A 19,566-nucleotide genomic window follows, 5' to 3' on the forward strand; every position below is an offset into this window, starting at 1 on the left:
CGAGATATAGACGATGTTCGCGAGCGTCAATTAGGGCGTAAGCTGCTAGTCCTCCTTTGCGGAGAGCATGAGGCTAATTACCGGACGGGTGTATTCGTCGAACTCTTCTTTGGGCTCGGTGTCAAAGGTGTAGTACGACTTGATAGATTCGTCCTCCGTCTTGATACTGATCCCCTCGTATAAGGATCCGGCTAAAAATGCCTGTTTAAATTCATCCGACAGGCTGCATGGCGTGAGGAGGCCCGGTGTGGCAACGGAAATGTCCAACCCGTTGAGCGGGGTGCAGAGTGTCGCGATATCCTGCTCGGCGCGGGCGAGGTTGTCTGCAAGGCTTGCCTCGGGGTCGATCTGGCTGGTGTAATCGACGTCCGTGAGCATGCCATCTGCATCGAAAGAAAGGTAGACATAGGCTGCTTGAGCGTCGAGGTCATTATCGCGCAGATAGCCGATAATGCGGTAGCCGTAGTCGTGATACGACTCGTATGGGTCGTCTGCCGCGACGCGTTCGCACGCGGGGTCCAAGGCATCTTGCGCGATGGCGAGCTGCTCGGCGGCTGCAGCCTTTCTTGCCTGAAGCTCGTTATTTCCCTGGACAAACTGCGGGATGTAGACGCCAAGCAGCACAATGGCGGGCAACACCGCGAGAGCTATGATCTGCTTCTTGATGCTTGGAATCGTCACGCCGTATGCGTTTGCCATGGCCTCGGCATTGCTCGAGGTTTCGGCCAGCACGTCTGCCGCCGTGGCGACTGCCCCTACGGCTCCGGCAACCTCTGCGGCGCCGCCTAGGTTGCGCGCGAGATCGTTATCGCTGTTCTTGAGCAGGCGGCCGGCAGCTTGCGTGGCGAGCACGCTGGCGACCTCCGCGGAACGGTCTTTGTTGGTCTGGGCCACCGCAAGCCTGCTCTGCAGCTCCTTCCACTGTTTGCCCTGCATTCCAAAGCGCGGCGCAAGAGCGCAATAGCAAAAGATGGCGAGTTCGATTGCGGTGAGTGCAATGGCGGTATATATGCCCGCGGGTTGGAATTCCTTTTGGTGGAACGCGATATCGTTGATCATTTGGAGCGGCAACATCAACAGGCATGCCACGAACGACATGACGAGTGCGGTCGCTGCGATCTTGGGGTATGTGCAGTACCGCTGGATGCGTTTCTTTTCTTGTTCGGTGAGCTGCTGCATGGGGGCCTCGACTCTCATCGTTTTTGGGCGATGCGCACACGCTCTTGAGTATAGATGAGTGTAGGGTATCTGTTGTTCAGGCATGGCGGTCAACAGCGTGCTATTGGTGATCACTTGATCGTGAACCTCGTCTTTTGGAGCATGAAGTCGCTACCAAAGGATAAGTGGCGAGTGAGGGAGCTGCTGTGGGGCGGCCCTTCTTGCTGTTTGTGGGCGTCATTCACCTTCGTTGCACGGGGGCAGCTGGAGGGGTGGCCATCGCCAAGTAGTTATCTCTGCCTTGTGAATTGCCTGAAGCACAAGGCATAATGCATGTGACAAAGGGGACGGTCCCTTTTTGTCACATTCGTTGATATGAGAGAAGAGTAGATGATCCTTTCGCTTGCCCCCATGGAGGGAATTACTGGGCATGTGTTCCGTCGCGTGCATGCGGAGTGCTTTGGTGCGCTCGACTGCTACTACACGCCGTTTTTGCCGCCGCCGCGGGTGGGCAATCGCTTTGGCGGCAAGGCGTTTAAGGAAGTCGATCCAGCTAACAACCAAGGGCTCAACGTGGTGCCCCAGCTCATGTCCAAGAATGCGGACGAGTTTGTGTGGGCGGCGCAGGTGCTCGCCGACATGGGCTATCGCGAGGTCAACCTCAACTTGGGTTGCCCCTCGGGGACGGTTGTCGCCAAGGGCAAGGGCTCGGGTTTTCTGCGCCATCTCGATGAGCTCGAGGTGTTCTTGAGCGATGTGTGCAAACGCTCTCCGCTGCCGGTATCGGTAAAGACTAGGTTGGGACTCGAGAGCGACGACGAATACGAGCGCGTGCTCGATCTGTACTGCCGCATGCCGCTGGCAGAGCTGATCGTGCATCCGCGCGTGCAAAAGGACCGCTATACGGGCTCGCCGCGCAAGGAGTTTTACGGCGAGACGTTGGAGCGGGCGCCGTTTCCGGTGGCATACAACGGTGACATCTTTGATCTTGAGGACATGGGCGCGCTGGTGAAGGCTTATCCCGGCACGCGCCATGTGATGTTGGGGCGTGGTCTGCTCGCAAACCCCGCGCTGGCTCGCATGATCAAGGGCGGTCCTGCTGCTACGGCCGACGAGATGCAACGCTTCCACGACACATTGTTTGCGGCATATGCAGAAGAGATTGGCGGCAATGCAGTCTTTCGCATGAAGGAGTGGTGGTTCTACGCCAAGTGCGCCTTTGCCGATCCTGCCACCGTCCACAAGCTCGTGCGCAAGACCAAAAAGGTCGACGAATACCGCGCCGCCGTCGAACGGGTCTTTCGCGAGCAGCCGCTCGCGCCTACCGCTCGTTTCCACGGATAACTGATCTGTAGGGGAACGAAGGAAGCAAATCGTCTTGTTGGTGCCAACTCCCAGAGGCTTGGGACTGGCACCAAAAGTCGTGCAAGAAACTTGCCAAAAATGTGATGGTACTATGACTATTTAAAATATTTACAATGTGGTAACACTTGAGCTATATCCTGAAGCGTATTTCGCTTATGCCATTAGAATAGTGGCGTAAGAAAGTTGTGCCGGCGTTCTGCCGGGCTCGATACGAAAGGAAAGGCATTCCATGAAAAAACGCTCCCATGCCGTTCTTGCGGTAACAGCAGGGCTTATGACATCCCTCTGCTTTCTTGCACCTCAGGCTTTTGCGGATGACGGTTTTGCTTCTGTTTCTGAGCCTGCCGTTGAGGCGTCTTCGGTGAGCACGGTTGCCAAGCCCCAAGTCGATGCCGCGTCTGCGAACGAATCTGGCACGCCTGTCGCCTCTTCTGCCGAATCTGCTGCGACCACTCCCTCCTCGGCTCCTGTTGCCGCAAGTGCTTCTGCGGGCGCAAGGAACGGTGCTTCTGTCGCAGAGTTTAACGGGACCCAGTACGCGACCTTTGATGAAGCGCTTGCTGCCGCCAAGAAAACTGACGGCGCGACCATCAAGCTCATGCCGAGACTTCGGGCCTTAATTTGGACAAGGACCTCACCATCGACGGCAATGGCCACGCGCTGAAGTTCACCGACAAGGGCATTGCCCTTTGGGGCCACGCGCTTGTGCTCAAGAACGTCAATGCAAGCATGGCCGGCGTTGGCTCCACTCCGTATACCGCCGAGTGGAAATGGATGTCTGTGTGCGCGAGCAAGAATGCCTCGCTCACGCTCGATGGCGCTACGCTCACCATGGACGGCACCGGTGCCGGCAACGTTCATGCCATTTATTTCTGTAGCAACAATAAGCTTAACCTGAAGAATGGCTCTAATCTCACCATTAAGAACTACAAGCAGGACGCTCTTGAGTGGGATGGCGGCGACGGCGGCTACAACGTGAACATCGAAGGCGGCTCTACCTACACCTCCGATCACTGCCGTTCTGGTTTCACGGGCACCTTCGTCGTTACGGTCGACAACTCGAAGGTCAACGTCGTGAACTCGACTGGCAACGGTTCGAATGGTTCGCACTTTAATATCAAGAATGGCTCCGTGGTTGACTTCTCTGGTAACGGCTCTCACGGCCTTTCCGCCGGTAACCTCACCATCAATAGCTCTACGGTTACGGCCAGCAATAACGCTCTCACGGGCATCATTTTTACTGGCAAGGGCGAGTTCAAGAGCGCGAATGTTCAGATTTCCGGCACTAAGGGCACGAGCTACTGGAACGCTGGCATGCGTCTGATGAAGGCGAACGCAAGGCTCGATGTTGACGCTGCTTCTACAGTTTCCATCACTGGCAACAAAGTCATCGGCCTCTTCCTTGATTCCGGTGCGCAGGCTGCGTTCGCCGAGGGTTCCGGCCTTACCATTACGCGCAACGATGCCTCTCAGGAGAACTGCTCCACCAAGAAAGATACCGCTCAGATGGGTGGCGGCGTAGTCATGCGCAACGGAGCCAGTCTTACGCTTCCTGCTTCGGCGGTGATCGACAATAACAACGCTGCTCTTGCTGGCGATGACCTCTATGTCGAGAAGGGCGGTACCATCTCCTTCGGCGCAACGCATAACAACATGCTTTCCGATTTTGAGGGCTGCGGTCATGCGATCGATGGTTGGTATGTCGATGCAAAAGACTCTCGCTGGTCCGCTCATGGCGAGGCCAAATATGTAGAGGCTGCTCAACCTGGTACTTACGAGGCAAAAGAAGCCCCTGTTGCATTCAAGGCTGCCCATGGCCTGGTGAACGTCGATTACCAGTATGTCGGCGAAGCCCCCGAGAAGGCAAAGTTGCCCGATGCCGATGAGGGCCTTGAGGTTGGTTCTGCGTATGCCGCCAAGGAGCAGAAGGCCGTCGATGGTTGGACGTTCGATGGTTGGTATACCGACGAGGACTGCACGGTCCTGTGGAACGACGGCGATTCGCTGACGGGTTCGATGACGCTCTACGGTAAGTGGACGAAGAAGCCCGTTCAGCCGAGTGATAAACCCAAGAAGGAGATTACCAAGAAGACCAAGAGCACCAAGTCACTTCCTTCGACCGGTGATAAAAGCAGCGCCGTGATGACTGCCGCCCTCGCCGGTGTTGGCACTGCGGTGCTCGGCTTTGGTGAGGCGATTCGTCGCAGGGCCAATTCCAATAGGTAGTTGATGCGCCCCTAACCACGTATTTCATAACCGAACCTTACAGGGGGGGGGAACACAAGTGAAGCACAGTCATAGCAGATTTATTGCTTTAGCGGTGGCCTTCGTTGCCGCCGTCGTCCTCGCGCTGCCGGTGACCGCGCTGGCCGGCGAGGCAGGTCAGTTCACGGCTTCCGCACCGCAGTCCGTTTCCTATAACGGCCAGGAGCACCACTTCAAGAGCACCGTCAAGGACAAGAACGGCAAGGAGCTCGTTGAGGGTACGGATTTCGTCCGCCGGTACTACTACACAGACCAGCGCAGCTGGAATCCCTCGAGCGAGACCGAGTGGAAGGATTCCGACGATGGAATGACTGCCGCCGGCTTCGTGTGGGAGAACATTCACGGCATCGGCAAGTACGAGGACTACGCCGACAACTCAATTCGCCACAGCGTCTGGACGCAGTATCAGCTCAAAGTCCCGAACGTGACCATACAGGAGGGCGAGGAAAAGCCCTCCCTCGCCGCCGACCTCAACGTGCTGAGCGGCAACCCCAACAACCCCCTCAACCTTTCCGACTTCATCCTCAGCTGCGATGCCGCCGAGAAGGCCAACTACGCGCCCGGTGAGTACGACATCACCGTCGCGACCGACCCTGAGAAGATTCCTGCGCCCTACACCAGCAACACCGCCAAAAACCGCACGGGCATCGGCAGCCTCGACTACGAGGGCTACCACTACTATCAGCTCGTCGGCGACGATACCTCCGGCTACGTCCAGGTCCAAGTCATCCCCGGCACGCTCACCATCACCCCCGCTTACACCCAAGTAAACGTAACTGTCGCTTGGAAGGACTCCTCCAACAAGGACGGTATCCGCCCGAGCGCCGAGGACTTCGCCAAGTACCTCACGCTCACCGCTGACGGCGAGCCCACCGACGCGCAGGCCGTCATTGTGGAGAACGGCGACACCTACAACGTTGTCTTCGACAACGTCCGCAAGTACGCCTATGACGAGAACGGTGTCCGCCACGAGATCGCCTACCAGGTGACCCAGGCGAACATCGACGGCTACACCACGGACAACGCGACCGTTGGCAACGAGGGAACCATCACGAACACCCACGAGATTGCTGCCGCCCCCGCCGAGAAGCCCTCAACCGAGAAGCCCGCTGCAAAGAAGACCTCTCGCAAGGCTCTTCCCCAGACCGGCGACCAGAGCGCGAACGCCCTCGCCATCGTCGCACTCGGCGCGACCGCCCTCGGCGCCGCCGTCGTCATGAAGAAGCGCAACGAGCTCTAGGCCGCGCACTTCTTGCCATTGAATGAAGCCCCGTCGGATATTCCGGCGGGGCTTTTCGTTATGCGCAACCAACGATTGCTTGGCAGCCCGCGTACCCGCGGCCATACTTTAACCAGCGAACAAACCCGCAGGAAGGAGTCGTCATGGCATTCGCAGACAAGCTCGTCGCCATCCGCCGCGCGCACAATCTCACGCAGGAAGGCCTCGCCGCCAAGCTCTTCGTCACACGCCAAGCCGTCAGCCGCTGGGAGCGCGGCGAGGTCACATCGGGCATCGACATGATGAAGCTCATTGCCGCCGTAACCGGAGAACCGCTGTCCCACCTGCTCGAAATGCCCGAGCACTATTGCCAGAGCTGTGGCATGATACTCACGCCCGAGGACTGCGGTACCGATGCTGCGGACACCGCGACCGATCATTACTGCAAGTGGTGCTACGACCACGGCGAGTACACCTACGAGACCACGATGGAGGCGATGATCGAGGATTGTGCCCCGCGGCTGGCGCAAAACACCGGTATGTCGCTCGACGAAGCCGTCTCGCTCATGGGCGCCGTGCTGCCGCAACTGGAGCGCTGGCGCACCGTGCAGAAAAACGAGGAGCGCTACGGCGCCGAAGCCCGGAAGCGCTACGGAAACGAGGCGATCGACGCAGCAAACGAGGCGCTGCTGGACATGGACCCCGAGACATGGAACGACATGAAGGAACTTGAACACGCTGTTCTGGGTCAGCTTTCGATTGCCATGGGCATTGGCGACCCAGAGAGCAACGAGGCCCGCAAACTTGTCGCAATGCACCGTCGATGGATTGGCCTTAACTGGGGACACGAACCCCAAGACGAAGCATACCTGGGCCTCGCCCACGGCTATCTTGCCGACAAGCGCTTTATCGACTACTACGACAAGCCCTGCGGTACCGGAGCCACGGCGTTTCTGGTCCAAGCTATCGAGTCGTCGGCTCACGCATAGACCGCGGCGGCTTTGGGTATTTCAATCGAAACCTCAACCGATTGGAGACCTATGGCTACTGATCACGAGCTCGCACTGTACGTTATGACCGGCTGCCCGTATTGCATAAAGGTCAAGCGCTTTCTGGCCGATAACGGCGTGACCATTCCCGAACGCAATATCTCGACCGACCCCGAAGCCGAGCAGACACTCATCGCCGTCGGCGGAAAACGCCAGGTTCCCTGCCTGTTCATCGACGGCAAGCCACTCTACGAGTCGAGTGACATCATCACGTGGGTACAAAAGAACCTGCTCTAGCACGCGCATTTCAACCGTGCCACCCCAACCCATACGGCCCAAACATGTACGCCAGCATCCAAAGTCGACATTTTTCGACATCTTTAGATGCTGGCGTACAGCTTTTTTGCATGGGCCCGGCACAGGTGATTCGTTTTTCTCCGTCCCGAGGGGTCAAACGAAAGGGCGTGGGTGACTCGCTCTAGCCACCCACGCCCTAAATTGAACAAATGCGCTTAGCGATGTAGCTCACCGTCAGCGTGACCTGCGGCGGCTCTGCGATGTACCCCTCTAGACATGACTCGATTCCATACCTAACCTCCTTAAAGAATGTCTGAAGAATGTCTGCAAATTTTGATAAAACAATCATGACCGTGGCGAGGCATTTCCTTCGACTTGTTGAGCGGCCTACATGCGCATTAGCGGAAAATGGGTTGTGCAACGGTCGTCTTTTCGGTGATTGTTTAAGTGCAGATTGGTATCATGTGCAAGTCAAAGGCCTGCGTCGACCTGCTCTTATGTCGGAATAAATTGTAACCGGGGGTATAATGAGGCCTATCGCGTACATACGCACTGACCTGCCGCAGAAGTTCGGCATTCCGCGCAACAGCTTTTTGGCGCCTCATCTGCAGGGCCGCATCGTCTTTGAGCCGGAATTTGCCTCCAATGCAGCGGTTGAGGGTCTGGATTCCTTCTCTCACCTATGGCTGCTGTGGCGCTTCGAAAACGGAACGCCCGGCGGCACGGCAAAGGACATAGCTGCCGATGCCAGGTCGCAGGACAGGTCCGGCACCAACGTCAAGTGGTCGAAGACTGTGCGCCCGCCGCGTCTGGGCGGAGCCGAGCGCGTGGGCGTGTTTGCCACGCGGAGTCCGTTTCGCCCTAATCCCATCGGTCTTACCTGCGTCAAGCTCGACCGTGTCGAGCTCACCGACGATGGTCCCATCATCCATGTGCTGGGGGCCGACCTTCGTGACGGCACGCCCATCTACGATATCAAGCCATACATTCCGTTTGCGGACTGCCACCCGGATGCGATCGGGGGCTGGATTGAGGATGCTCCGTGGCAAGAGCTCGATGTTGAGTTTCCGCAAGCACTGCAGGATATGGTCCCGCCCGAAAAGCTCCCCGGCTTGGTCGAGGTCCTCCGCCAAGATCCGCGCCGCGCGGGTAGCAAGCATGAGCCAAACCGTGTTTATCACATGGCATACGCCGGACTCGACGTGTCTTTTACCGTTGACGGAACCAGGCTGACGGTGGTCGCCGTCAACGAGGCGCAGGACTAATCGGCCATTCGTCTGCACCCGCCAAATTCAACGCCAAACCCCATGCCAAAACCGCCCATGCTGGTGGACAATAACGCCTACCAAAACAATCCGCTTTGCATGGGAGCTCAGCATGAAATACGACTTTAGCTCGATTATCGACCGCCACGGCATGGACGCCATCGCCGTTGACTCCTGGGGCGAGATTCCCGGTATGGCTCCGAACGCACCCGACGAGGGCTTCGACCGCATTCCCATGTGGGTAGCGGACATGAACTTTGCCACGGTGCCCACGGTCCAGGAGTACATCATTCAGCGCGCCCAGCACCCCATGTTTGGCTATTTCAATCCGCGCCTCGAGTACTTCGACCGCATCATCGAATGGCAGAGTCGCCGTAATGGCGTCGAGGGCCTGCTCCCTGAGCATATCGGCTACGAAAACGGCGTGCTGGGCGGTGTCGTGTCGACGCTGCGCGCATATGTCCAGCCGGGCGATGCGGTGCTGGTCCACAGTCCCACCTACATCGGCTTTACCAAGTCCATCGAGGCTGCGGGCTATCGTATTGTCCACAGCCCGCTTAAGCTCGACGATCAGGGCGTGTGGCGCATGGATTTTGAGGACATGGAGTGCAAGCTTGCCCAAAACCACATCCATGCCGCGGTGTTCTGCTCGCCGCACAATCCCTGCGGCCGCGTATGGGAGCGCGGCGAGATCGAGCGCGCCATGGACATTTACCGCCAGCACGATTGCGTGGTGATCTCGGATGAGATTTGGTCCGATATCATCCTGCCGGGGCACAAGCATATCCCGACGCAGTCGGTAAGTGAGGACGCCCGCATGCGCACGGTTGCCCTCTACGCGCCCAGCAAGACGTTTAACCTGGCGGGCCTGATCGGCAGCTACCACATCATCTACAACGAGACGCTGCGCGACCGCGTGTGCGCTGTGTCCAACAAGACCCACTACAACGAGATGAATGTCCTTTCGATGCACGCGCTTATCGGTGCCTACCAGCCGCAGGGCTACGAGTGGCTGGACGAGCTCAACCAGGTGCTTGCCGGCAATATCGAGTACTTCTGCGATTACGTGGGCGAGCATTTTGAGGGCGTGTCCTATTCACGTCCGCAGGGAACCTATATGGTGTTTCTGGACTGCACCGAGTGGTGCCGCGAGCATGGCCGCGATATTCAGTGGCTGCTCGACGAGGGGGCGCGCGTGGGCGTGGGGTATCAGGACGGCCGCCCGTTCCACGGACCCTGCCACATTCGCGTGAATCTGGCGCTGCCGCTTTCGCGCGTAAAGGAAGCGTGCGACTGCTTAGACCGCTACGTTTTTGGGGTATAGGGGCCGCACGATTCGGGTACTGCGGCTTGCGCCCATGTCGTCAATGTGCATGGACGCATAGAGCACAGAGGTTTGCGAGCGCGTTTTCCACGTCTGCTACTTTTCTTGAATTTGCTTGCCGCAAAGGTGCTCAATCGTAATTTCATACAGTTGGACGCCCCTGATACTTTGCTTGATCTCCTCTTCGACCTCTTCGGCAGAAGGATAGTACTTGAGGGCAAACTGTCGGACTTTGTCTTCGACAAACGCCGGGTCATCGTTTACGAGGCGGCAACGGCCAAAAACCACGGTGCTCTGAACATAGGGTGCCCAGTCGTCGTCTTTGTACCAATCGTTGCCATAGACGGTAAAGCAGACTTTGTCACTGCGTTTGAGTGCATCGACCTTATGCCCCGCCTTGGCTCCATGAAAGTAAATTTTGTTGTGCTCGGGGTCAAAGTAGTAGTTAACGGGAATGGCGTAAGGATAGCCGTCGTCTCCGTTGACGGCAAAAACGCCGCGCTTGCAATTGACGAGCAGCTCTCGTGCCTCTTGATCGGTGATAGCACGCTTCTTCCTGCGAAGAGGTCTAAACATCGTGGGCTTCCTTTCTTTCCGCGTGTTGCGTGCACGACGGTGGGCGGTGTGTCTATATCAAGATACTAGTTCAGGCTGCGAGGCCGATGGGAACGCCCCGTTTTCCGCAGATTGAAACGTGCTTCGTTTTGTCGTGGGAGGATTGTCCCTCACAACCCGTCGTTTAGAAGCGTTCTTGATGATTGGTTCCGTTTGCAGGGGAGGCGTGGGACAATACCGACCAAAAGCGATTGATTGTCCTGAAAAAAAGGGGGTCTCGATGAAAAAGCTGAGGACGCTGGCCGATGTGTTGCGTCAGGCCGGTTTCGTGCGTATCACGGGCCTCTTTCTCGTCTTTTATCTATTGTGTTCAACGGCCGTCTGGCTGTCCGAGCCCACGACCCTCACCTTTGGCGATGGACTTTGGTTTAGCTTTGAGACGGTCTCGACCATCGGCTTTGGTGACATTCCGGCCGAGACACCAGTTGCCCGCGCGATTACCGTCGTCTTGAGCGTCATCAGCATCTTCTACATCGCCATGCTTACGGGCGTGGCGGTGAACTACTGCAATACGCTCATCAAGATGCGCCAAAAGGACACCATGGCGCGCTTTATGGACGATCTTGAGCATTTGGAAGAGCTCGATCGTGACGAGCTCGCCGATCTTTCGCGTCGCGTGCGCGAGTATCGTCGACGCCAGCGCTAGAACGGGCGCCGTGCGTCACGATGAGGGGGACTGAATATGAATATCACCGTGTATCTGGGTGCCAGCGTCGGTAATGACCCGGCGTTTCTGCCCGCGGTGCAGGAGCTGGGCAACTGGATTGGCGCCAACGGACACGCGCTGGTATACGGCGGCTCCAAGTCAGGCCTGATGGGTGCGCTCGCCGATAGCGTGCTCGATGCCGGCGGGCACGTGACGGGTGTGGAACCGAGCTTTTTTATCGAGGCTGAGTTTCAGCACGACGGAATCGACAACCTCATCGTGACGAGCGACATGGCCGAGCGTAAGGCAAAGATGATCGAACTCGGTGATGCGTTCATTGCCTTTCCCGGTGGGACGGGCACGCTCGAGGAGATTGCCGAGGTCATGTCCGCGGTGTCGTTGGGGCACCTGAGTGCTCCGTGCATCCTGTATAACCTGGACGGTTACTACAACGACCTCAAGGCGCTGCTCGGGCACATGATCGATAAGGGCCTATCGAGCCCGCGGCGCCAACAGGGCATCTACTTTGCCGAGGACCTGCACGAGATTGCCTCGATTATCAACGGATGAGCCTTGAGCCTGTCCCGCCGTGCTTCCCGTTGGCGCCGTTTGCAGCGCGGATGGTTGGCTTGTCTGGGCCACATTCGCTCTAAAATAAAACCTATCTTTGTCGATTTTGGCCACGGGAGGACCCGATGGATAGCCTTGCAAAACCCAAAAACCGTGCGCTGTTTTTAGTTAGCGTTGCCGTGACCGGTGCGTTCGCAGGCGCCGCGGTCTGGCTGTTCTTTTTTGCGATGGAGCACGGTATCGACTATCTATGGACCGAGATTCCGCACGCGCTGGGCGTCGCTTCGCCCGAGCTTGCCAGCGGTCCGTTTGGCTTTTTGCCATACCCGTTTTTTGTCTGCCTGCTGGGCGGCCTGTTAATCGGTCTGTACGAAAAGATGACAGGCACCAAGACCGATGATCTCAACCAGGTGATGGCTAAGGTTAAGCAAGACGGGCGCTACCCATACGACAACCTGGGCAAGCTTTCGCTCGCGGCGTTGCTGCCGCTGCTGTTTGGCGGAAGCATTGGACCGGAGGCCGGCCTGACCGGCGTTATCGCCGGTCTGTGCAGCTGGGTCGGCGACCGCATGCGTCGCTTTGGCGCCGAGTTTAGGGAGCTCACGCTGCTGGGTACCCAGGCTGCCCTGACGGCGCTCTTTACCGCGCCCGTCTTTGGCTTTGTGGCGCCGCTTGCCGGTAGCGCCGACGGCGACGAGGGCTCTGCGTCCGACGAGATCACGATCAAGCTGCCCAAAGCACAGAAGACCGTGGTCTACGGCATTGCGATTGCCGGCGGCCTGGGCACCTATCTGCTGCTCGGCCAGCTCATGGGCGGCGGCATGGGCATGCCCAGGTTCGAGTCCGCCGAGGTGGGCAACCTGGAGCTTACCTGGCTCATTCCGCTGGCGTTGGTTGGCACCGTTTGCGGTTGGCTGTACTTTGTCTCCGAGCATGCAAGCGAGGCATTGTCCCATGCAATAGGGGAGCGTCCTGTCGTCAAGGCCATGCTGGCCGGTCTGGCGCTCGCCACCTGCGGCACGGTCCTGCCCTACACCATGTTTGCCGGCGAGACCCAGGCCGACGTGCTCATGGAAACCTACTTGACCATTCCCGCCGGCGTGCTTATCGCGACCGGTCTGGTCAAGGCCATGCTGACCCCCGCCCTCATCAACCTTGGTTGGCGCGGCGGCCACTTCTTCCCGGTTATCTTCTCGGGCGTAAGCCTGGGCTATGGCCTTGCCATCCTCACCGGCGCAGATCCGGTCTTTTGCGTCGCCGTCTGCACGGCATCGACGATGGGCGCCGTTATGCGTCAGCCCGTCATGGTCGTGGGCCTGCTGCTCATGTGCTTCCCGCTCAAGGGTATCGTCTGCATGATCATCGCCGCCGTTATCGCCGCCGGCATTCCGCTGCCCAAGCCGCTGCGCAAGTAGCGCGGTTTTTCACGAGTCAATTCCAGGGGTACGAGATGATCCTGTACTTTAGCGCGACAGGGAACAGCGAGCATGTGGCGCGTCGCATTGCAGCGGCGACAAGCGACAAAGTTATGTCGATTGAGCGCTTTGATGCCGAGATCCTTCACCTTGCTGTGATGGAAGGCCCCTGTCGGCTGGGGTTTGTCGCCCCGGTATACGCCTGGGGTTTGCCGACGCCAATGATCGAGTTTTTGAAGACTGTCGACCTATCGGTTGCTGCCGGCACAAAGGGCGGCGAGCGCCCCTATACGTTCTATGTCTCGACATATGGTTCGACGACCGGGCAATCGGCCAAGTTCGCCCGCGATCTGCTACACGAGCGTGGGCTCGAGTTAGATGCGGCGATGAGCGTCAAGATGCCTGATACCTGGACGCCTGTTTTCGACCTGTCTGACCCTCAAAAGGTTGAGGGTATCAATAGGGCTGCTGAGGCGCAGATTGATGCTGTGATCGAGGCGGTGCGGGAGCGGCGCACGGGCAATATGATGCGCCATCGCGTGCCCCTGTTTGCATCGTGCGCGTATCATGCGTTTGGGCTGCCGCGTATGCAGCAGACGAGCAAGTTTGCCGTCGATGCCGATCGCTGCATCGGCTGCGGCCTGTGTGCCAAGCGCTGCCCCATGGCGGCGATTGAGATGCGCGACGGCCTTCCCGTCTGGACAAAGCCGGAGTTCGCAGCCTGCCTTCGTTGCCTGCACTGTTGTCCCAAATTTGCCATCTCGCACGGTAAACGCACGGCATCCCACGGTCAGTACAGGCATCCCAAGCCAGGTGTGAGGATGTAGCGGCTGCTGGCCGCGCTACTTCCAAACTGCGAGCGCGGCGGTGCCCAGTACGATGAGGGCGAGACCGATGGCGCTGCGCCGTGAGAGTTTTTCGTTGAATGCCAAGTGCGCAAATAGTATCGATACGACAATCGATAGTTTGTCGATCTGCACCACGACGCTCACCTGGCCTGTGGCGATGGCGTAGTAGCATAGCAGCCACGATGCGCCAGTCGCAATGCCCGATGCCGCGAGAAATACGAGTTCGTAGCGGTCTACGCGCACGGCTTGGCCCATCTTGCCTTTAGCTGCCACGATTGCCCATGCCATAACCAGTACCACACAGGTACGGATTGCCGTGGCCAGGTTGGATTCGACGCCTTCGATGCCAGCCTTGGCAAGGATGGACGTGAGCGCCGCGAACACGGCGGCGCCGAGGGCGTAAGCGAGCCAGGTCCGGTCTTGCTGCTGCTCGGGTCCGGCAGGCTGCTTCTTCTCGATCATTAAAAACGTGCCGAGGGTGATGACAGCGGTTCCCACGAGCTTAACCGCAAGGTTGCTCGTCTCGCCAAAAAGTACGATGGCGATCAGTGCGGCGAGTACGGTGCTCATCTTGTCGACCGGTACGACCTTATTGACGTCTCCGATGCCCAACGCCTTAAAGTAACAGATCCACGAAGCACCGGTAGCGAGTCCCGAGAGGACGAGAAAGAGCCAAGATCTGGGTTCGATGCTGCCGATGGTTCCAATGGATCCAGAAATGCCCGCCATTGCCCAGGCGAAAACGAGCACCACGCAGGTGCGAATGGCCGTCGCGACATCGGAGTCGGTCTGCTTGATGCCGCATTTGGCCAGGACAGATGTGATGCCGGCAAAGAAAGCCGACACAAATGCTGCTGCGACCCACGACACGGGTGAAATGCCTCCCCAAAGAACGACCGCGCCAGATTTACGGCGCTCGTCCGATGATACCGTCCCGCCATGAAGCTTTGATATCGCTGTGGTGAGACAGGGGCCATAGTTCGAGAGGGCATTTGGTTAAGGCTCGAATCGAAGGTGAATGGTTTTCCGCGAAGTGAACGAGTAAATCTGGACCCCTGGAACATGCACACTTTTTTCGAACAAAACTGCAGGATTCTTAGACAAAAACCGCAGGAATTGAGTCCTTAAAAATGTCGATGCTACAGGGCACTGTTTTTACTCGTTCACTTCTCGGAAAAGTATTCACCTTCGATATGCTGACGGTGTCTTTTTGGTTGCCAAGAACTAGACGGCCTGCCGTGAGGGGCGGTGGTGACGCTATGCTGCCTTGTTTCATTGAAAAAATTAGCGGGGTACCACCTAAGCTTTTTTAGCTGTCGATTACAGATCGCGTACTCGATAAACCTTGGTGCTGACAGCGCAGCTGATTGCACATAGTGCGAGCGCCAGTACGGCAATTCCTGCACACAGACAGCCAAGGACGGCGGGATCGGGATTCGCCCCAGCAATCGACATGAGCCAGTTGCTAATGGGGTTGGAGGAGCTCAGCATTGCCATGGCAAGGCATCCGAGCAGGGCAAACAGGCCAACGGATAGGCGCAGCGCCTCCATGTGTCCAAATCGAAAGAACAGTGGCTGTGCCAAAAACACCATCATGAGGGAGATGAGCATCGATGCGGCGGAGGCTATTGTGATTTCAAAGACAGCCTGCCCCGTCGAAGGGACGCCCGCGCTGTTGAAGAGCGGGATGACGACGATGCTCAAAAGCGCGGTGACGCACGCCATGACGGCCGAAAATGCGACAATGCTCAGGTAGCGTGCGCAGATAATGTCTTTGCGCGAGATGGGCAGCGTTGCCCGATAGCGCTCCCATCCGTTTTGATTGTCGAAGCCTGCCAGTGAGCTCATGACCATGATGGGCGACATGGCGCTGACGGCGCAGGCGCCGGCGCTCATGCCGGAATCGCCATCCGACGCGTTGGCAAGAGTCAGCACGACGAAGATAAACAGGCCGACGCCCGCGATGCTCGGGATGAGCGTGCGAACGATGGCGAGTTCGGACATAAAGGCGCGTTTCATTTCGAAGCCCCTTTCAGCATGAGGCGCAGATAGTCATCAATGGTTGCCCGATCGCAGGGAATCTCGGGGAAGGCCTCGAGTGTTTCGCGACGGTTGGGTACGAGTACGTCCACGCTGTAGGCATGGCGGGCGGCGCGGGCACCTTCGACGCAAGCCATAAGCTCGGCGGCCTGTGCTTGGGTGCAGTGGGCGATGCCGGCTCGGTCGGTAATGTCCTCGCGCGGCAGGTCAAACACAATCGAGCCGTTATCGATGCAGATGACGCGGTCGGCAGCGCGATCGAGGTCGGACGTAATGTGGCTCGAGAGCAGCACGCTGTGCAGGCCGTCGGAAACAAAGGCGAGCAGCTCATCAAGCAGCTCCTCGCGTGCCATGGGATCGAGGCCCGCGGTGGCTTCGTCCAAAACGAGCAGCTTGGCCTTGTGGCTGAGTGCGCAGGCAAGCTGCAGTTTCATGCCCATGCCGCGGGAGAGGTCCTTGACCTTTGTCTTGGGATCGAGGCCAAATCGGTTGATGAATCGGGCGAACATTTCGCGGTCCCACGTGGGGTACGCTGGGCCTACGAGCGACTCGATCTGGCCCACCTTGAGCGTGGAGGGGAAGGGGCACGTGTCCAGGACAAGACCGATGTGGGAACGCAGGCAGCGCTGCGCCTCACCGGGTGCGTCGGCGCCACAGTGCTGCTCAAACAGGTGTACCTCGCCGGCATCGAGTTTGATAAGCCCAAGCGCGGCTCGAATCGTCGTTGTTTTGCCGGCACCGTTGGCACCCACAAAGCCGACGATCTGGCCAGGCTCCACGGCAAGCGTGACGTCGCGCAGCGAAAAACGGTCACTCACATGGCGTGAGATGCCTTTGAGTTCTAAAAGGTTTTGCATGGTATAGCCTTTCTTGCAGATGGCTACTGCATGGTTTCGGGGGCTACCAGGTCGAGCATCTCGTGCAGCTTGTCGCGCGTGACGCCCAGGGCCTCGGCTTGGCTTGCCGCTTTCGCGAGCAGCTCTTCGATATGGCAGAGCTGGTTTTCACGCAAGAGCTCTTGGTTGCCTTCGGCGACAAAACAGCCCTTGCCCTGCACGGTGCAGATAAAGCCGAGCTGCTCCAGGTCGGCGTAGGCGCGCTTGGTGGTGATGACGCTCACGCCAAGATCGCTCGCGAGTGCACGGATGCTGGGGAGTTTGGCTCCCGCAGCGAGTGCGCCCGAGAGTATCTGTGCTTTAACCTGCGAAGATATCTGCTCGTAGATGGGCTTGTCGCTCGAATTGGATAGGATGATGTCCACAGCGGCTCCTTAGCTGATGGGCTACACGTGTATATAACCGGTAAGCACAGTATATATACACTATATACAGTTATGCAAGAGACAAATACGGAATAGCCCACCGGCGCCGCGCTTGCTCCAAAACAATCTCAATTTGTAACACCTGGGTCCGTTTTGGGTCGCCTTCTGTTACAGATTGAGATGTTATTTGCCCGCCTGCCTATTTGTCTCAATCTGTAACAGTAAGAGTCGATTTGCGCGGCTAGATGTTACAGAACGAGACATTGGCCACCCGTCTATCCTTATATCTCAATCTGTAACATCTGGAACCGGTTTGGACGGCTACCTGTTACAGATTGAGATTTTGCTGGCGGACCCCATTTGGTTGTCTCAATCTGTAACAACTGGAGAAGTTTTTGGCTGCTAGATGTTACAGATCGAGACAAACTGCTGCGGAGTGCCGCCATCGACTGCTACCCTAGGCCCCAACTGATGAATTTGTCCTGATAGGTGCCCTATGGCGGGATTTCGCGGCTACAATAGTGCGGTTACATCGACGTAATGCACTCAATGCAAGAAAGGATCCGCATGGCAAGCCTGTCGGATGAAATCTCGTCGCGCCGCACATTCGCGATCATCAGCCACCCGGACGCCGGTAAGACCACGCTTACCGAGAAGCTGCTGCTCTATACCGGCAGCATCCAGACCGCCGGCTCGGTCAAGGGCAAGAGCTCGGCCAAGCATGCCGTCTCGGACTGGATGGACATCGAGAAGGAGCGCGGTATCTCCGTTACCTCCTCGGTACTGCAGTTCTCCTACAACGGCGCCTGCGTCAATATCCTCGATACCCCCGGCCACCAGGACTTCTCGGAGGATACCTACCGTACCCTCATGGCCGCCGACGCCGCGGTCATGGTCATCGACGGCGCCAAGGGCGTCGAGGCCCAGACCAAAAAGCTCTTTAAGGTCTGCACACTGCGTCACATTCCCATCTTCACCTTTGTGAACAAGCTCGACCACGAGGCTCGCGATCCGTTTGAGCTCATGGAAGAGATCGAGAATGTCCTGGGCATCAATACGTATCCCATGAACTGGCCGATCGGCAGCGGCCGCAACTTCCGCGGCGTGTTCGATCGTCAGACTCGTCACGTCATTGCCTTTGAGGGCGACGGCCACGCCAACGCCACCAAAAAGGTCGCCGAGGTCGAAGCCGAGTTGGGCGATCCTTCCATGGACGAGCTCATCGGCGAGGAAAACCATAAGAACCTGATGGACGACATCGAGCTGCTCGATGGCGCCGGCGACGAGCTCGACTTGGATGCCGTGGCCTGCGGCAAGCTGAGCCCGGCGTTCTTTGGCTCGGCGCTTACCAACTTTGGCGTGGAGCCCTTTCTCAAGGAGTTCCTGCGTCTGGCCCCGACGCCGCGCGCCTATACCGATACGCTCACCAGCGAACCGGTCGATCCCTGCCGCGACGACTTTAGCGGCTTCGTGTTTAAGATCCAGGCCAACATGGACAAGAATCACCGCGACCGCATCGCCTTTGTGCGCATTTGCTCGGGCAAGTTCGAGCGCGGCATGGATGCCTTCCACGTGCAGGGCAACCGCAAGCTCAAGCTTGCCACCGGTACGTCGATGATGGCCGATGACCGCGCGATTGTTGACGAGGCGTACGCGGGCGATATCGTAGGCCTGTTCGACCCGGGTATCTTTAGCATCGGTGACACCGTGTGCTCCGGCAAGCGCCACGTGCAGTATCCGCAAATCCCGACGTTTGCCCCCGAGATGTTCGCTCGCATTACGCAGGTCGACACGCTCAAGCGCAAGCAGTTCGTCAAGGGTATGGAGGAGCTTGCCCAGGAGGGCGCCATCCAGATCTTCCGCGAGCTGGGTGCCGGCATGGAGAGCGTCATCGTGGGTGTGGTCGGCGTGCTGCAGTTTGAGGTGCTCGAGCGCCGCCTCAAGGCCGAGTACCGTGTTGAGGTTCGTCGCCAGCCGCTGCCCTATACGGACATCCGCTGGATCCAGAACGACCCCGACACCATCGATATCCCGGCCCTTTCGCTCACGCGCGACACGTTGCGCGTCGAGGATATGCGCGGTGGTAAGCTGCTGCTGTTCACGAGTCCGTGGAACGTGGATTGGGCAACCGATCACAACCCCGATCTTATCCTGTCGGAGTTTGGCAACGTAGCCTTTTAACGCATCGGCGCGGTGGCCCTGTGGGGCTGCCGCGCCGCTTGCTTGCCTGATGCCGTGTGAGCGGCTATCATACCCACCGTCGTCTCAAGACCGGGGCGTCCGAGCAGT

General features: G+C 58.2%; 19 protein-coding genes. 13 read left to right on the forward strand and 6 right to left on the reverse strand.

Going from position 1 to position 19,566, the window contains the following annotated elements:
* Positions 1-45: 45 nt before the first annotated feature.
* Complete coding sequence (locus V2391_RS06440; protein ID WP_329738660.1) at positions 46-1,179, reverse strand: hypothetical protein; 1,134 nt, start codon at positions 1,177-1,179, stop codon at positions 46-48.
* A gap of 369 nt (positions 1,180-1,548) precedes the next feature.
* On the opposite strand from V2391_RS06440, the gene V2391_RS06445 reads away from it, so the two are divergent.
* The 8 genes from V2391_RS06445 (at position 1,549) to V2391_RS06480 (ending at position 9,882) form a co-directional block, all read left to right on the forward strand.
* Positions 1,549-2,502, forward strand: coding sequence for a tRNA dihydrouridine synthase (locus V2391_RS06445; RefSeq protein WP_329738661.1), 954 nt, complete (start codon positions 1,549-1,551; stop codon positions 2,500-2,502).
* A 250-nt stretch (positions 2,503-2,752) separates the two neighbouring features.
* Complete coding sequence (locus V2391_RS06450) at positions 2,753-3,187, forward strand: hypothetical protein (RefSeq protein ID WP_329738662.1); 435 nt, start codon at positions 2,753-2,755, stop codon at positions 3,185-3,187.
* Positions 3,145-4,749, forward strand: coding sequence for an InlB B-repeat-containing protein (locus V2391_RS06455; protein WP_329738663.1), 1,605 nt, complete (start codon positions 3,145-3,147; stop codon positions 4,747-4,749). Before V2391_RS06450 ends, V2391_RS06455 begins: the two co-directional genes overlap by 43 nt.
* A 58-nt stretch (positions 4,750-4,807) precedes the next feature.
* On the forward strand, positions 4,808-6,028 hold the full coding sequence (locus V2391_RS06460) for a Cna B-type domain-containing protein (protein ID WP_329738664.1): 1,221 nt from the start codon (positions 4,808-4,810) through the stop codon (positions 6,026-6,028).
* A 143-nt stretch (positions 6,029-6,171) separates the two neighbouring features.
* Positions 6,172-6,996, forward strand: coding sequence for a TipAS antibiotic-recognition domain-containing protein (locus V2391_RS06465; RefSeq protein ID WP_329738665.1), 825 nt, complete (start codon positions 6,172-6,174; stop codon positions 6,994-6,996).
* Between the two features lie 51 nt (positions 6,997-7,047).
* On the forward strand, positions 7,048-7,293 hold the full coding sequence (locus tag V2391_RS06470) for a glutaredoxin family protein (RefSeq protein WP_329738666.1): 246 nt from the start codon (positions 7,048-7,050) through the stop codon (positions 7,291-7,293).
* Positions 7,294-7,820: 527 nt separating this feature from the next.
* The gene (locus tag V2391_RS06475) at positions 7,821-8,558 is read left to right on the forward strand and encodes an SAM-dependent methyltransferase (RefSeq protein WP_329738667.1); all 738 of its coding nucleotides are present in this window, start codon (positions 7,821-7,823) and stop codon (positions 8,556-8,558) included.
* Positions 8,559-8,670: 112 nt separating this feature from the next.
* Positions 8,671-9,882, forward strand: a complete 1,212-nt coding sequence (locus V2391_RS06480; RefSeq protein ID WP_329738668.1) for a MalY/PatB family protein — start codon at positions 8,671-8,673, stop codon at positions 9,880-9,882.
* A gap of 96 nt (positions 9,883-9,978) precedes the next feature.
* On the opposite strand, the gene V2391_RS06485 is transcribed toward V2391_RS06480, so the two are convergent.
* Complete coding sequence (locus V2391_RS06485) at positions 9,979-10,458, reverse strand: pyridoxamine 5'-phosphate oxidase family protein (protein WP_329738669.1); 480 nt, start codon at positions 10,456-10,458, stop codon at positions 9,979-9,981.
* 259 nt (positions 10,459-10,717) lie between these two features.
* Between V2391_RS06485 and V2391_RS06490 the strand changes: the two genes are divergently transcribed.
* From V2391_RS06490 to V2391_RS06505, 4 genes are all read left to right on the forward strand, one after another.
* Positions 10,718-11,143, forward strand: a complete 426-nt coding sequence (locus V2391_RS06490; RefSeq protein WP_329738670.1) for a potassium channel family protein — start codon at positions 10,718-10,720, stop codon at positions 11,141-11,143.
* Between the two features lie 36 nt (positions 11,144-11,179).
* Entirely contained in the window at positions 11,180-11,713 is a 534-nt protein-coding gene (locus V2391_RS06495) for a TIGR00730 family Rossman fold protein (RefSeq protein WP_329738671.1), read from the forward strand.
* 125 nt (positions 11,714-11,838) lie between these two features.
* On the forward strand, positions 11,839-13,128 hold the full coding sequence (locus V2391_RS06500) for a chloride channel protein (RefSeq protein ID WP_329738672.1): 1,290 nt from the start codon (positions 11,839-11,841) through the stop codon (positions 13,126-13,128).
* A gap of 35 nt (positions 13,129-13,163) precedes the next feature.
* Positions 13,164-13,955, forward strand: a complete 792-nt coding sequence (locus tag V2391_RS06505) for an EFR1 family ferrodoxin (protein WP_329738673.1) — start codon at positions 13,164-13,166, stop codon at positions 13,953-13,955.
* A gap of 15 nt (positions 13,956-13,970) precedes the next feature.
* Here V2391_RS06505 and V2391_RS06510 read toward each other — a convergent pair whose 3' ends face one another.
* The 4 genes from V2391_RS06510 to V2391_RS06525 all read right to left on the reverse strand — a co-directional run bounded on the left by V2391_RS06510 (position 13,971) and on the right by V2391_RS06525 (position 17,277).
* Entirely contained in the window at positions 13,971-14,846 is an 876-nt protein-coding gene (locus V2391_RS06510; protein ID WP_329738674.1) for an EamA family transporter, read from the reverse strand.
* 450 nt (positions 14,847-15,296) lie between these two features.
* Entirely contained in the window at positions 15,297-15,995 is a 699-nt protein-coding gene (locus V2391_RS06515) for an ABC-2 transporter permease (RefSeq protein WP_329738675.1), read from the reverse strand.
* Positions 15,992-16,873 (reverse strand): ABC transporter ATP-binding protein, encoded by an 882-nt coding sequence (locus V2391_RS06520; protein ID WP_329738676.1) that lies wholly within the window; start codon positions 16,871-16,873, stop codon positions 15,992-15,994. Before V2391_RS06520 ends, V2391_RS06515 begins: the two co-directional genes overlap by 4 nt.
* 23 nt (positions 16,874-16,896) lie before the next feature.
* Entirely contained in the window at positions 16,897-17,277 is a 381-nt protein-coding gene (locus tag V2391_RS06525) for a GntR family transcriptional regulator (RefSeq protein ID WP_117746148.1), read from the reverse strand.
* Positions 17,278-17,844: 567 nt separating this feature from the next.
* Between V2391_RS06525 and V2391_RS06530 the strand changes: the two genes are divergently transcribed.
* Positions 17,845-19,458, forward strand: coding sequence for a peptide chain release factor 3 (locus V2391_RS06530; RefSeq protein ID WP_329738677.1), 1,614 nt, complete (start codon positions 17,845-17,847; stop codon positions 19,456-19,458).
* Positions 19,459-19,566 lie beyond the last annotated feature (108 nt).

Origin of the sequence: Collinsella sp. CM84Y_54, assembly GCF_036317945.1 — a bacterium.
In the GTDB taxonomy this organism is placed as follows: Bacteria; Actinomycetota; Coriobacteriia; order Coriobacteriales; family Coriobacteriaceae; genus Collinsella.

Coding starts and splice junctions, on each gene's coding strand:
- V2391_RS06440 (WP_329738660.1), bottom strand. CDS start 1,179: ATGCAGCAGCTCACCGAACAAGAAAAGAAACGCATCCAGCGGTACTGC.
- V2391_RS06445 (WP_329738661.1), top strand. CDS start 1,549: ATGATCCTTTCGCTTGCCCCCATGGAGGGAATTACTGGGCATGTGTTC.
- V2391_RS06450 (WP_329738662.1), top strand. CDS start 2,753: ATGAAAAAACGCTCCCATGCCGTTCTTGCGGTAACAGCAGGGCTTATG.
- V2391_RS06465 (WP_329738665.1), top strand. CDS start 6,172: ATGGCATTCGCAGACAAGCTCGTCGCCATCCGCCGCGCGCACAATCTC.
- V2391_RS06470 (WP_329738666.1), top strand. CDS start 7,048: ATGGCTACTGATCACGAGCTCGCACTGTACGTTATGACCGGCTGCCCG.
- V2391_RS06475 (WP_329738667.1), top strand. CDS start 7,821: ATGAGGCCTATCGCGTACATACGCACTGACCTGCCGCAGAAGTTCGGC.
- V2391_RS06480 (WP_329738668.1), top strand. CDS start 8,671: ATGAAATACGACTTTAGCTCGATTATCGACCGCCACGGCATGGACGCC.
- V2391_RS06485 (WP_329738669.1), bottom strand. CDS start 10,458: ATGTTTAGACCTCTTCGCAGGAAGAAGCGTGCTATCACCGATCAAGAG.
- V2391_RS06490 (WP_329738670.1), top strand. CDS start 10,718: ATGAAAAAGCTGAGGACGCTGGCCGATGTGTTGCGTCAGGCCGGTTTC.
- V2391_RS06495 (WP_329738671.1), top strand. CDS start 11,180: ATGAATATCACCGTGTATCTGGGTGCCAGCGTCGGTAATGACCCGGCG.
- V2391_RS06500 (WP_329738672.1), top strand. CDS start 11,839: ATGGATAGCCTTGCAAAACCCAAAAACCGTGCGCTGTTTTTAGTTAGC.
- V2391_RS06505 (WP_329738673.1), top strand. CDS start 13,164: ATGATCCTGTACTTTAGCGCGACAGGGAACAGCGAGCATGTGGCGCGT.
- V2391_RS06515 (WP_329738675.1), bottom strand. CDS start 15,995: ATGAAACGCGCCTTTATGTCCGAACTCGCCATCGTTCGCACGCTCATC.
- V2391_RS06520 (WP_329738676.1), bottom strand. CDS start 16,873: ATGCAAAACCTTTTAGAACTCAAAGGCATCTCACGCCATGTGAGTGAC.
- V2391_RS06530 (WP_329738677.1), top strand. CDS start 17,845: ATGGCAAGCCTGTCGGATGAAATCTCGTCGCGCCGCACATTCGCGATC.